The sequence below is a fragment of the Saccharothrix obliqua genome (assembly GCF_019375475.1).
Taxonomy (GTDB): domain Bacteria; phylum Actinomycetota; class Actinomycetes; order Mycobacteriales; family Pseudonocardiaceae; genus Actinosynnema; species Actinosynnema obliqua.
Genome location: NZ_JAHXGQ010000007.1, coordinates 72,431 through 85,756, shown reverse-complemented (window position 1 = coordinate 85,756; position 13,326 = coordinate 72,431). Strand labels below are relative to the sequence as shown.

Sequence of the window (13,326 nt, the reverse complement as noted above, 5' to 3'; positions counted from 1 at the left end):
GCAGGTTACGGCCTGCGCGTCCGCAGAATCGCGGTGCCGGGGAACAGCCGGCCCCGCAGCGGGCTCCACTGGCCCCACGTCCGGGTGTGCCCGGCGGGCCACTCCGGCTCCACCACGTCCAGCAACTCGAACCCCGCGGCCACCAGCGCCCGCACGTAGTCGCCCAGCGTCCGGTGGTGCTCCACGTACGTCGCCCGACCGGTGTCATCGACCTCCACGTACGGAGTCCGGTCGAAGTACGACTGGGTCACGGTGAGTCCGTTCGGCCCCGGATCGTCGGGAAAAATCCACCTGATCGGGTGAGTCACGGAGAAAACCCACGGCGCGCCGGGCCGGAGCACCCGGGCCACCTCCCGGAACACCTCGCCCACGTCCGCCACGAACGGCACCCCGCCGAACGCCGAGCACGCCGCGTCGAAGCTCCCGTCGGCGAACGGGAGCTGGTCGGCGCTGGCCTGCACCAGCGGCACGGCCAGGCCCGTCGCCGCGTTGCCCGCGACCGCGTGCCGGAGCATCCCGGCGGAGATGTCGAGTGCGACCGGCTCCGCGCCGCGAGCCCGCAACCAGCGGGAACAGGGCGCCGAACCACACCCGACCTCCAGCACCCGGCGGCCCTCGACGGCGCCGAGGAACCGGACGTCCTCCTCCCGGACCCCCTCCGGGCACCACACGAAGTCCGCCGCGCCGAGGAACCCCCCGTGCTCGGCGTGGTAGTCGTCGGCGTCCGCGTCCCACCACACCCGGTTCGCCGCCCTGGACTCCGCCGCGTCCGCGTCCCGCTGGGCGATCCCGGTGGTGCCGAGCGCGCGTTCCGCGCTCGCGTGCTGGTCGGACACACTGCTCCTTCAGGGTTAACGCGGGGCGGACCGGTTTGCCCGGCGGTCGCCGGGCCGCGTACGATACCGCCCGCGTAGTGGGTTCGCGCTGCCCATGATCGGTGTGCACGCCAAGGGATCGGTCGTCGGGGGAAGCCTTGCCTCCCGCGCAGCGTTGCACCCATAGGCCAGACAACCCCAATCCGTACCGGAGCCACCTACCTAATGTCCACCGACACCACCACTGTCCCGGCTGCCACCGCGCCGAAGCAGCAGATCGCTATCAACGATATCGGGACGGAGGAGGACTTCCTCGCCGCCATCGACAAGACCATCAAGTACTTCAACGATGGCGATATCGTCGAGGGCACCATCGTCAAGGTCGACCGGGACGAGGTCCTGCTCGACATCGGCTACAAGACCGAGGGCGTCATCCCCTCGCGCGAGTTGTCGATCAAGCACGACGTCGACCCGAACGAGGTCGTCAAGGTCGGTGACGAGGTCGAGGCCCTGGTTCTCCAGAAGGAGGACAAGGAAGGTCGGCTGATCCTCTCCAAGAAGCGCGCCCAGTACGAGCGCGCCTGGGGCACCATCGAGGCCCTCAAGGAGAAGGACGAGCCGGTCCGCGGCACGGTCATCGAGGTCGTCAAGGGCGGCCTGATCCTCGACATCGGCCTCCGCGGCTTCCTCCCCGCCTCGCTGGTCGAGATGCGGCGCGTGCGCGACCTCCAGCCGTACGTCGGCCGTGAGCTGGAAGCGAAGATCATCGAGCTGGACAAGAACCGCAACAACGTGGTCCTGTCCCGCCGCGCCTGGCTGGAGCAGACCCAGTCCGAGGTGCGCAGCGAGTTCCTCAACCAGCTCCAGAAGGGCCAGGTCCGCAAGGGCGTCGTGTCCTCCATCGTCAACTTCGGCGCCTTCGTGGACCTGGGTGGCGTGGACGGCCTGGTGCACGTCTCCGAGCTGTCCTGGAAGCACATCGACCACCCGTCCGAGGTCGTCGAGGTCGGCCAGGAGGTCACGGTCGAGGTCCTGGACGTCGACATGGAGCGCGAGCGCGTCTCGCTGTCCCTGAAGGCGACCCAGGAAGACCCGTGGCGCCAGTTCGCCCGGACCCACGCGATCGGCCAGATCGTGCCGGGCAAGGTCACCAAGCTGGTTCCGTTCGGTGCGTTCGTCCGCGTGGACGAGGGCATCGAGGGCCTGGTCCACATCTCCGAGCTGGCCGAGCGCCACGTGGAGATCCCGGAGCAGGTCGTCCAGGTCGGCGACGACGTCATGGTCAAGGTCATCGACATCGACCTCGACCGCCGGCGGATCTCGCTGTCGCTCAAGCAGGCCAACGAGGGCTTCACGGTCGACTCCGAGTTCGACCCGACCCAGTACGGCATGGCCGCCGAGTACGACGACCAGGGCAACTACATCTACCCCGAGGGCTTCGACCCGGAGACCCAGGAGTGGCAGGAAGGCTTCGACAAGCAGCGCGAGGAGTGGGAGCGGCAGTACGCCGAGGCCCACACGCGCTACGAGGCCCACATGAAGCAGGTCGCGAAGGCGGCGGCGGCCGAGGAAGAGGCGGCGGGGGAGACCAACTACTCCTCCGGCGGCGACGCCCCGGCGGCCGCGTCCAGCGGCGCCCCGGCCCAGGCCGGCGGCACGCTCGCCAGTGACGAGCAGCTCGCGGCGCTCCGCGAGAAGCTCTCCGGTGGCGCGTGAGCTGAGTAAGTGAAGGGCTGAGGCCCCGTACCCGGGAAACGGGTGCGGGGCCTTTGCCTTGGGGCGGGGCCGTGCCGGCTGAGTGGCCGAGTGCTGAGTGGCTGTGAGAGAGCCGGTCCAACGTGGTTGGAATGCGCTAAAGTCGGTACCCCTATGGGTGTGCGGATGCTCGGTGGCGCAACGGTTTCGGCGGCCGTGGTGGCCGTGGTGCTGGGAGGCTGCGCGTCCGCGCCCAAGCCCGCGCTGCAAGCGCCCGCGATCCCCACCATCCTGACGTCCACGACGGTTGTCCGGACACCGGTCATGGTTGATCGGGACCTGCCCGAGGACTGCGAGTTGATCGTGCCGGTGGAGGTCGTCGGCAAGCACCTCGGGCGTGCGGTGCCCGGCCAGGTGACCACGATCATCGGGGTGCCGGAGCCCTCCATCGCGCGTACCGCGAAGGTCGACTGCTACTACGACGTGGGGGAGAACCAGTCGTTCACGGCCGCGCCGCTGATCGTCGGGTTGGCGAAGTACGGCGACGAGGCGTCCGCGCGGGAGAGGGTCTCGGCCGGCGTGGAGGCGGAGAAGCAGGAAGGCGCGACGGCGGCGGAGGTCGACGTCGGGCGGCAGAAGGGCGTGTTGATCAGCACCGCGGGGGAGCGGTTGTTGGTCGGGGTGCTGGGCAAGACGACGTTCGTCGCCCGTGCCAAGGTCGGGTACGCCCCGGACGACCGGATGACCGCGTTCCTCACGGCGTTGGCGGTGCAGAGCATGACGCCGGTTGAAGGGTCCTGAAGAAGGCTTCGCGCGGGGGTTCGAGAGCGGGGTTTAAGAGCGACGCTCGCCGCTTGGCAGACCGCCAAGGATGACGAAGAGCGGGCTGCGTGTCATCCCCGTATGGCCTGGTCAAGACAACCACCCTTCGCCAGGGAGGGCAAGCGAAGAGCGTGCTTGCCCTCCCTGGCGAAGCGCGGTTCGCTGGCGCGCAGGCCATACGGGGATGACACGCAGCGGGGTGGGTGTTTGTGGTGGACTTGATGCATGTTGCGTGTGGGCCTCTCGGGGGGCATTGGGTCCGGTAAGTCGACTGTGGCCAAGCGGCTTGCTGATCTCGGGGCTGTTGTGGTCGATGCCGATCGGTTGGCGCGGGAGGTGGTCGCGCCGGGGACTCCTGGGTTGGCGGAGATCGTTTCCGCGTTTGGTGACGGGGTGCTCGACCCGTCGTCCGGTGCTCTGGACCGTGGTGCGCTTGCTGCCCTCGTGTTCAGTGATGACGGGGCTCGGGCGGTGTTGAACGGGATCACCCATCCCAAGATCGCTGCTCGTACGGCTGAGTTGGTCGAGTCGGCTGCGGATGATGCCGTTGTCGTCCACGATGTGCCGTTGCTCGTGGAGAACGGGTTGGCGCCGATGTACCACCTCGTGCTGATCGTGCACGCGCCCGAGTCCGTGCGGTTGGAACGGCTCGTGCTGCGTGGCTTGGGGGAGGAGGACGCGCGCAACCGGATGGCCAAGCAGGCTGATGACGTCGCCCGGCGGGCGGTGGCTGATGTCTGGTTGGACAACTCGGGTGCGCCCGACCAGCTGTTGGCGCGGGTCGACGAGCTGTGGGCGGAGCGGTTGACGCCGTACGAGGCCAACGTGCGGTTGCGGCGTTATGCCGGTGGACCGCCGAAGGTCGTGCCGTACGACCCGACTTGGCCCGCGCAGGCGGAACGGATCGGGCGGCGGATCGCGTTCGCCGCCGGGCAGCGGCGGGTCGAGCACATCGGGTCCACGGCCGTGCCGGGGCTGGCGGCGAAGGACGTGCTCGACTTCCAGTTGGGCGTGTCGTCGCTGGAGGAGGCGGACGAACTGGCCGAAGCGCTCGCGGCGGCCGGGTTCCCGGCGTTGGGGGTCGGCCACGACACCGTCAAGTACGGCGACCCGGCGGACTGGGGCAAGCGGTTGCACGCGGGCACGGACCCGGCTCGCCGGGTCAACCTGCACCTCCGCGTGGAAGGCGGGCCCGGGTGGGACTGGGCGTTGCGGTTCCGGGACTGGCTGCGGGTCGACGAGGCGGCCCGCCGCGAGTACGAGGAGGTCAAGCTGCGGCTGTCACGCGCCCACGCGGGCGACGCGGAGGGGTTCGCCTACGGTGACGCCAAGGAGCCGTGGATGGCTGCCGCTGTGGGGCGGATGGCGGCGTTCTACAGGGACGGCCAGGCGTCGTAGATGCCGCGGTGGGTCAGCCAGGCGGCCAGGTCGTGGCGGTGCAGGCTGATCTCCTCCAGGGTCCGGTGCACGGTGCGCAGCGCCTGGTCGGCGTCACCCGGGTTGAGGACGCGGCCCGCGACGGCGGCGGCGAACTCCTCCGAGCGGACGATGCGCGCCGTGGTCCCGCCCGGCACCGCCAGGCCGAGCAGCAGGTCCGTGGTGCGCCACGACCGCACGTCGCGCTGCACCCGGACGGCGGTGAGCACGCTCGGCCCGCTGCGCGCGTGCCTCGACCGGGGGCGGTGGTGGGTGAGTCGCAGGCCGAGGTCCGGCAGCAGCCACGTGACCTCGGAATCGGAGAACGGGTCCTCCGGCGTGGGGCACTCCATGCGCAGCCCCCAGTGCTCCACCCGGCACGTCGTGAGCCGCCGGGAAGTGCCCGAGGAGTAGTTGCGTACCGCGCTGACGGTGTCGACCACGTCGACCAGTTGAGGTGTGATGACCGCTCCCACGCGACCCGAGGGTAGCCGTTGGTGTGCAGTCCGTAACTCTGCGGGTCGATTTGTTACATCACGGTCTGTGGGTGTACAGGTCTCTATCCGGTGAACGGCCTCGGATGGCGGTTGACCGGCGGGTCCTGGCCCCGTCGCCAGGTCGTGACGGTGCCCTGGGACGCCAGCCAACGGACCGCGTCGTGCCCGTGCGCGGAAATGCCGGACACGGCGCGGTAGGTCGTTTCCAACGCCCACTGCGCGCGCTCCGGCTGGATGAGCCCCCGTTCGAGGGCCGCCAGCAGTTCGTCCGTGTCCAGCACGGTGACGCTGCGCCCGGTGCGCACGATGAGGTCCAGGTAGAGGTCCACCGTCTTCCACACCGAACCGCTGGAGCTGATCTCCACCACGTCCACGTAGAGGTCGTAGTCGCGCTCGTGCCCCGGGTGCCACGACTGGCGGGTGACGCGCAGGCCGTGGGCGGGCAGCAGCCACGACTCGAAGTGCGCGAGCTGCGGGTGACCCGGCACGGGCCTGGCCATGTACAGGCCGGCGCGGGTCAGCCGGAACTCCTCGACGCCCCGCAGGTGGCCCTTGGGGTCGGTGTTGCACTTGGCGTCCAGGTCGAAATACTCGATCTTCGGCGGGTGGATGTGCATCTGGTCGATCCCTGCCGCGCTCGGCGTCACGATGCGCACCATAGGCACCGGTACCCGCCGAACACTCGAAACTGTCACCCGTAAGTATGACGATCCCTTACTCTTCCGCCATGTTCGGCATCCTCCGCCCGTGCGGCCACCGATTGAGCGTGGACCTGCGTGAATCGTGGCTCGCCCACCTCTGCGGGCTGTGCCTGGCGTTGCGCGACGACCACGGCCAGTTGGCGCGGGTGGTGACGAACTACGACGGGCTGGTGATCTCCGCCCTGGTGGAGGCCCAGACGGCGCCCTCGCGGCGTGCCGCGGGGCCGTGCGCGTTGCGTGGCATGAAGGGCGCGGACGTCGCGGTGGGCGCGGGAGCCCGGTTGGCGGCGACCGTGTCGCTCGTGCTCGCGTCGGCGAAGGTCGGCGACCACGTGGACGACCGGGACGGCGCGTTCAGCCACGCCCCGGTGCGCGGCCTCGGCAGGCAGGTGGCGCGGCGGTGGGCCCGGCAGGCCGGGGAGACCGGCGGCGACCTGGGCTTCGACACGGGCGTGCTGGTGACGGCGGTGCGGCGGCAGGCGGAGGTCGAGGCGGCGGTGGTCCCGGGCTCGTCCGTGCTCGCGGTGACCGAGCCGACGGAGACGGCCAGTGGTGAGGCGGTGGCGCGGACGGCGGTGCTCGCCGGGCGACCGGGCAACGTCGAGCCGCTGCGCGAGGTGGGGCGGCTGTTCGGGCGGCTGGCGCACCTCGTGGACGCCGTGGAGGACTTCGCGGAGGACCGGGCCGCCGGCGCGTGGAACCCGCTGGCCGCCACCGGCACGTCGATGGCGGAGGCGCGGCGGTTGTGCGACGACGCGGCGCTGGGCGTGGAACTGGCGTTGCGGGAGGTCGAGTTCGCGGACGACCGGCTGGTGCACGCGCTGCTCGTGCACGAGGTCCGCGAGGCGGTGCGGCGGGCGTTCGCCGAGCACGGCGAGGAGCCGCGGCCGACCCGGTGGGACCGGCGCGGCAAGGGGCCCGGCCCGGGCTCGGGGCTGTGGGCCTGGCCCCGGCTGACGCACCCGCCGACCCGGCGCGGGCCGCTGCTGGGCTGCCTCGCGTTCTTCTACCAGTGCGGCACCTGCCAGTTCTGCTGCCGCGACCCGTACCCGGGCCCGTGCAGCGGTGAGTGGCGTTCCTCGTGCGACTGCTCCGACAGCTGTGACTGCTGTGACTGCTGCGGCTCCGGCCGGGGTGGCGGCGGTGGTCGCGGCGACGGGTGCTGTGACTGCTGCGACTGCGGTTGACCTGGCCCGTTCCGGAAAATGTCGTACCCGGGGCGTACCGTCGTCACCGTGGCTTTCCCAACCGAGATCCCGGTCAAGGCGCACTCGGCGCACCGCCCCGTCGGCGACATCCCCCGCACCGACGGGCAGTTCCGCGTGGTCAGCGAGTACCAGCCCGCGGGTGACCAGCCGGCCGCGATCGCCGAGCTGGAGCGGCGCGTGCGCGGTGGCGAGAAGGACGTCGTGCTGCTCGGCGCGACCGGCACCGGCAAGTCGGCCACGACGGCCTGGCTGGTGGAGAAGCTGCAACGACCCACGCTGGTGATGGCGCCCAACAAGACGCTGGCCGCGCAGCTCGCGAACGAGCTGAAGGAGTTCTTCCCGGAGAACGCCGTCGAATACTTCGTGAGCTACTACGACTACTACCAGCCCGAGGCGTACATCCCGCAGACCGACACCTACATCGAGAAGGACTCCTCGATCAACGAGGACGTGGAGCGGCTGCGCCACTCGGCCACCATGAGCCTGCTGACCCGGCGGGACGTCATCGTGGTGGCGTCCGTCTCGTGCATCTACGGCCTGGGCACGCCGCAGTCCTACCTGGACCGGTCGATCCACCTGGAGGTCGGCGGGGAGATCGAGCGCGACCTGCTGCTGCGCGCCCTGGTCGACGTGCAGTACGCGCGCAACGACGTGGCGTTCAACCGCGGCACGTTCCGGGTGCGCGGCGACACCGTGGAGATCATCCCGGCGTACGAGGAGCTGGCGGTGCGCGTCGAGTTCTTCGGCGACGAGATCGACAAGCTCTACTACCTCCACCCGCTCACCGGTGACGTGGTGAAGGAGGTGGACGAGCTGCGCATCTTCCCGGCGACGCACTACGTGGCGGGCCCGGAGCGGATGGAGAAGGCGATCCGGGGCATCGAGGCGGAGCTGGCCGACCAGCTCGCGCGGCTGGAGCGGCAGGGCAAGCTGCTGGAGGCGCAGCGGTTGCGGATGCGCACCACCTACGACATCGAGATGATGCGCCAGGTCGGGTTCTGCTCGGGCATCGAGAACTACTCGCGGCACATCGACGACCGCGGCGCGGGCACCGCGCCCGCGACCCTGATCGACTACTTCCCGGACGACTTCCTGCTGGTGATCGACGAGTCGCACGTGACCGTGCCGCAGATCGGCGGCATGTACGAGGGCGACGCGTCACGCAAGCGCAACCTCGTGGAGCACGGCTTCCGCCTGCCCAGCGCCCTGGACAACCGGCCGCTGACGTGGGAGGAGTTCGCCGACCGGATCGGGCAGACGGTGTACCTGTCGGCGACGCCCGGCCCGTACGAGATGGGCCAGGCGGGCGGCGAGTTCGTGGAGCAGGTCATCCGGCCCACCGGCCTGGTGGACCCGGAGGTCGTGGTCAAGCCCACCGAGGGCCAGATCGACGACCTGGTGCACGAGATCCGCGTGCGGGCCGAGCGCGACGAGCGCGTGCTGGTCACCACGCTGACCAAGAAGATGGCCGAGGACCTCACCGACTACCTGCTGGAGCTGGGCATCCGGGTCCGCTACCTGCACTCCGAGGTCGACACGCTGCGGCGGGTCGAGCTGCTGCGGCAGCTCCGGCTGGGCGAGTTCGACGTGCTGATCGGCATCAACCTGCTGCGCGAGGGCCTGGACCTGCCCGAGGTGTCGCTGGTGTCCATCCTGGACGCCGACAAGGAGGGCTTCCTCCGGTCCGGCACGTCGTTGATCCAGACCATCGGCCGCGCGGCGCGCAACGTGTCCGGCGAGGTCCACATGTACGCCGACCGGATCACCGACTCGATGCGGCACGCGATCGACGAGACCAACCGCAGGCGGGCCAAGCAGATCGCCTACAACGAGGAGCGCGGCCTCGACCCGCAGCCGCTGCGCAAGAAGATCACCGACATCCTGGAGCAGGTGTACGCGGAGGCCGAGGACACCCTGGAACCGGGCGGCTCCGGCCGCAACGCCTCGCGCGGCAAGAAGCCGACCGGCGACCCCGGCGCGAGCGGTCGCAGCTCCGGCGTGCTGGCCGACCGCGCCACCGGGACCATGGCCCGGTCCGAGCTGGCGGACCTCGTGCAGCAGCTCACCGACCAGATGATGAACGCGGCGCGGGAACTCCAGTTCGAGCTGGCGGCCCGGCTGCGCGACGAGATCCAGGACCTGAAGAAGGAGCTGCGCGGCATGGACGCCGCCGGCGTCAAGTAGGCCGGCGCGGGCTCACCGGGAGCGGGTGCTCCCGGTGAGCCGCGGCCGTCAGCTCGTGATGTCCTTGCGGGCGAACCGGCGTGCCGCGAGCAGCGTGAAGAACGCGCCGTAGGCGAGCGCCGAGAACACGCCCTTCGCCATCTGCGACCAGTCCACGTCGGACGACAGCAGGTCCACCCACGCCAGCGCGTAGTGCGACGGCAGGTAGTCGCGCAGGTTTTCCAGGGCCGTGATCTGGTCCAGGATCTGCGACAGGATCGACGCGAGCACCGCGCCGCCCACCGCGCCCAGCGGCGCGTCGGTGGACACCGACAGGAACAACGCGAGCCCGGCCACCCAGAACAGGTGCACCGAGATGTAGCAGACGGCCAACGCCAGCCCGTACACGCCGGAGCCGAACGACGCGGCCTCGCCGGTCGGGCTGACCGCCTCGCCCGCCCCGTACCAGAGCACGCCGACGCCCAGCGCCACCGCGGGCAGCAGCACCAGCGCGAACACCGCGAGCAGCCCGGACGCGACCGCCTTCTGCCGCAGCAGCCGGTGCCGCGGCACGGGCGCGGCCAGCAGGTACTTCAAGCTCGACCACGACGCCTCGGACGCGATGGTGTCGCCGAAGAACAACGCCACGATCATCGGGAGCAGGAAGCTGCCGCTCACGAACAACGTGAGGATCACGAAGTTCACGCCGCTCGCGGTGGCCAGGTCGACGAAGCCGCCGGCCCGCCGGTTCGGCGACGCCTGCCCCAGCTCGAACGCCACCACCAGGATGAACGGCAGCAGCACCAGGAAGCCCAGCACGAGCTGGGTGCGCCGGCGGCGGAGCTGGCGGACCAGCTCCACCCGGACCGGCAGCGTGCGGCCGGCGCGGTAGCCGACCTTCGACCCGTCCGGCGCGACGGTCGACGCCTCGTGCTCGGCGGCGTCGGCCAGGTCCGCGCCCGCGGCCGGGTCGGTGTGCACGCCACCGGTGTCGCCCGTGCTGTTCATTCGCCCACCAACTCCAGGAACGCGTCTTCCAACCGGCGGCGCGGACCGGCCTGGTCCACCGCCACCCCGGCCGCCACCAGGGCTTGCAGGGCCTCGGCGCGCGGCGTGCCGTTGAGCCCGGCGTGCACGTGCTCGCCGTCCACCGACACGTCGCGCACGCCCGCCAGGCCGCGCAGCACCTCGGCCGCCTCCTCGGGCCGGTCGACCCGGAAGCTGGCCTCGCCGCCGCCCGTCGCGATCTCCTCGACCGGACCGGCCGCGACCAGGGTGCCCTTGTGCATCACCACGACGTGGCTGCACGTCTGCTCGACCTCGGCGAGCAGGTGGGAGGACACCAGCACCGTGCGCCCGGCCGCCGCGTACCGCCGCAGCACGTCGCGCATCTGGTGGATCTGGGGCGGGTCGAGCCCGTTGGTCGGCTCGTCGAGCACCAGCAGGTCCGGCAGGCCCAGCATGGCCTGCGCGATCGCCAGCCGCTGCCGCATGCCCTGGCTGTAGGTGCGGACGCGGCGGTGCACCGCGTCGCCGAGCCCGGCGATCTCCAGCGCCTCCGCGAAGTGCGCCTGCTCCGCGGGCCGCCCGGTGGCCGCCCAGTACAGCTCCAGGTTCGCGATGCCCGACAGGTGCGGCAGGAAACCCGAGCCCTCCACGAACGACCCGATGCGCGACAGCACCGGCGCGCCGGACACCACCCGGTGCCCGAACACCCGGATCTCGCCCTCGCTCGGCTGGATCAGGCCCATCAGCATCCGCAGCGTGGTCGTCTTGCCCGCGCCGTTCGGGCCGAGCAGGCCCAGCACCTGGCCGTGCTCCACGCGGAACGACAGGTCGCGCACGGCGGTCAGCCCGCCGGGGTAGGACTTGGTCAGCCCGGAGATCACCAGCGGCACGCCGGTCAGCTCCGGGTCGACGTCGGCGGTCAGCCGGCGGCGGAACCACGCCACGACGGCCGCGATCGCGCACGCCAGCAGCACGATCGCGATGCCCCACAGCGCGCCCGTGGGCACGTCGCTGGTCGCGTTCGCCCCCGGCACCACCGGCACCGACAGGTCGGCCGACGCCAGCGACACCCGGTACGCGGCGGGCTCGGTGGCGTTCGCGTACGCCTGGTCCGTGGTGGACACGACCAGTTGCAGCCGGTGGTCGCTCTCCACCGGCCGCACCGCGCCGGGCAGCGTCACGGTCACCTCGACCGGCGTGCCGTCGGCGGGCAGGTCGCGCACGCGCACCGGCGCGACCGCGGAACCGGGCAGCGTCCGCACCCCGTTGGCGTCCGCGTCGTACAGCTTCACGAACAGCACCGCGCCGCCGGCGGGCACCGGTCGGCCGGGCACCGCCGCGACCCGCAGCTTCACCGCGGACGCGCCGGTGAGCAGCACCTGCGAGGTGAACGGCTCGCTGCTGAACACCGCGGCCTGGCCGGGCACGTCCACCGCCAGCCGCGTGGCCAGCGAACCCGACCGCGCGACCGCCGAGCCGAGGCCGGGCAGGTTGCTCACCGCCGCCGGGTTGCCGCCGGGCGGGTTGAGCACGGTCTGCTCCGCGCCGGTCAGCGGCACGGCCCGCCGGTCGATGGGCTCCGCGCCGGGCAGGCCGGGGTAGTGCGGCGCGACCACGGTGCGCAACGACGGCGCGCCGCTGCTGCGGAACGCGCCCGTCACCGCGTACTCGAAGGAGACGCCCGGGTCCGCGCCCTTGCCGTCGAGGTGGAACGCCATCCAGTCGGCGATCTTGGCGCGCAGCTCGGGTCCGGGCGAGCCGCCGTCGTGGCCGCCCGCGTACCAGACGACCTTCACCTGCGCGCCGTTCGCGGCGATCTGGCGTGCGTTGGCGTCGGCCTGGTCCAGGCCGAACAGGGTGTCCTGCTCGCCCTGGACGAGCAGCGTGGGCTGCTTGATCCGGTTGGTGACCGCGACCGGCGACGCCCGGCGCAGCACCTCCAGGGTCTGCCTGCTCGCCCGCCCGGTCGTGGCGACCTCGGTGTACGCGGCGCACACGTCGGCCTGGAACCGGCCGCACGCGCCCGCGCCCGGCGGCGCGCCGCCCGCGGGCCGCGTCGCGGGCGCGGTCGTCTCCGCCGGCCGCCGGCCGGGTTCCTGCGCCTCCTGCGCCGGGTCGGCGAGGTCGCCGCCCGCGGCGAACAGCAGGCCGGCCCACGACCGCTTGAACACGCCGTCCTCGGCGAACGCGCCGGGCGATGCGGAGGAGGTGTCCACGGCGTCGACGCGCCCGGAGTTCGGCAGCAGCGCCTGCGCGAGGTCGTTGTAGGTCATCACCGGCGCGATGGTGTCCACCCGCCGGTCCACGCCCGCCAGGGACAACGCGAGCGCGCCGCCGTACGAGCCGCCCGTGACGCCGACGCGCGGGTCGCCCGCCGCGTCCGTGGTCACCTCCTCGCGGGTGGCGAGCCAGTCCAGCAGCTTCTGCGCGTCGCGGACCTCGTGGTCCAGCGAGTTCAACGCGATCTGGCCGCCGCTGCGGCCGAACCCGCGTGCCGAGTAGGCCAGCACGACGAACCCGCGCTGGGCCAGTTCGGTGGCCTGGCCCGCGACGCTGTCCTTGCTGCCGCCGAAGCCGTGCGGCAGCAGGACGGCCGGCGCGGGCGTCCGCTCGGGCAGGTAGAGGGTCGTGTCGAGCTGGATCGTCCGGTCGCTGCCCGGACTCTCGGGCACGTCTATCAGCGCGTCGCGGTTGCCGACGGCGGGTGGGTCGTCGTCCTGGCGCGCCCAGACCAGGAAGACGCCCACCAGGGCGACTACCAGGACCAGCGCGAGGAGCGACCACCTGCCGCGCGGGCGGGAGGAGGGGGCCACCCTGACGACCTTAGGCGTCCGGAGGCCGACCGGCCCGGAATTGCTGAGAACACCGCGTCGCCGCGGTCGCCGGTTCTCAGCGGGGGGCGCACCCGCACGGGTGGGTCTGATCACCAGGGCTGGCGCGAAGCCGCAATCATGCGTGAGACTGGACGCGTGTGGAGGGGAGTACTCCCTGAAGCGGCGGT

Annotated in this window: 10 protein-coding genes; 5 read left to right on the top strand and 5 right to left on the bottom strand. The window is 71.6% G+C overall.

All coding sequences use genetic code 11. From position 1 onward, the window contains the following. Positions 1-5 precede the first annotated feature (5 nt). Positions 6-836, bottom strand: coding sequence for a class I SAM-dependent methyltransferase (locus KZQ38_RS22275; RefSeq protein ID WP_219444149.1), 831 nt, complete (start codon positions 834-836; stop codon positions 6-8). Between the two features lie 204 nt (positions 837-1,040). Between KZQ38_RS22275 and rpsA the strand changes: the two genes are divergently transcribed. The 3 genes from rpsA to coaE all read left to right on the top strand — a co-directional run bounded on the left by rpsA (position 1,041) and on the right by coaE (position 4,730). Further along, the gene (gene rpsA / locus KZQ38_RS22270) at positions 1,041-2,531 is read left to right on the top strand and encodes a 30S ribosomal protein S1 (RefSeq protein WP_219444148.1); all 1,491 of its coding nucleotides are present in this window, start codon (positions 1,041-1,043) and stop codon (positions 2,529-2,531) included. A gap of 165 nt (positions 2,532-2,696) precedes the next feature. After that, positions 2,697-3,311: a hypothetical protein gene (locus tag KZQ38_RS22265; RefSeq protein WP_219444147.1), complete on the top strand. Its 615-nt coding sequence runs from the start codon at positions 2,697-2,699 to the stop codon at positions 3,309-3,311. Between the two features lie 246 nt (positions 3,312-3,557). Beyond that, positions 3,558-4,730, top strand: a complete 1,173-nt coding sequence (coaE, locus tag KZQ38_RS22260) for a dephospho-CoA kinase (protein WP_219444146.1) — start codon at positions 3,558-3,560, stop codon at positions 4,728-4,730. Here coaE and KZQ38_RS22255 read toward each other — a convergent pair. Both KZQ38_RS22255 and KZQ38_RS22250 read right to left on the bottom strand, forming a co-directional pair. Beyond that, entirely contained in the window at positions 4,706-5,224 is a 519-nt protein-coding gene (locus tag KZQ38_RS22255; RefSeq protein WP_219444145.1) for a ribonuclease FAU-1 family protein, read from the bottom strand. The genes coaE and KZQ38_RS22255 overlap by 25 nt on opposite strands. Positions 5,225-5,307: 83 nt before the next feature. Continuing rightward, complete coding sequence (locus KZQ38_RS22250) at positions 5,308-5,862, bottom strand: ribonuclease FAU-1 family protein (protein ID WP_219444649.1); 555 nt, start codon at positions 5,860-5,862, stop codon at positions 5,308-5,310. A 110-nt stretch (positions 5,863-5,972) separates the two neighbouring features. On the opposite strand from KZQ38_RS22250, the gene KZQ38_RS22245 reads away from it, so the two are divergent. Together KZQ38_RS22245 and uvrB are read left to right on the top strand one after the other, a co-directional pair. Further along, positions 5,973-7,133 carry a DUF5685 family protein gene (locus tag KZQ38_RS22245; protein WP_219444143.1) on the top strand — a complete coding sequence of 387 codons (1,161 nt, stop codon included), beginning with the start codon at positions 5,973-5,975 and terminating at the stop codon, positions 7,131-7,133. An 18-nt stretch (positions 7,134-7,151) separates the two neighbouring features. Then, a complete protein-coding gene (gene uvrB / locus KZQ38_RS22240; RefSeq protein ID WP_257901964.1) occupies positions 7,152-9,338 on the top strand; it encodes an excinuclease ABC subunit UvrB in 2,187 nt (728 codons plus the stop codon). A 48-nt stretch (positions 9,339-9,386) separates the two neighbouring features. Here uvrB and KZQ38_RS22235 read toward each other — a convergent pair whose 3' ends face one another. Both KZQ38_RS22235 and KZQ38_RS22230 read right to left on the bottom strand, forming a co-directional pair. Beyond that, positions 9,387-10,325 carry an ABC transporter permease gene (locus KZQ38_RS22235; protein ID WP_219444141.1) on the bottom strand — a complete coding sequence of 313 codons (939 nt, stop codon included), beginning with the start codon at positions 10,323-10,325 and terminating at the stop codon, positions 9,387-9,389. After that, positions 10,322-13,138, bottom strand: coding sequence for an alpha/beta fold hydrolase (locus KZQ38_RS22230; protein ID WP_219444139.1), 2,817 nt, complete (start codon positions 13,136-13,138; stop codon positions 10,322-10,324). Before KZQ38_RS22230 ends, KZQ38_RS22235 begins: the two co-directional genes overlap by 4 nt. Positions 13,139-13,326: the final 188 nt, after the last annotated feature.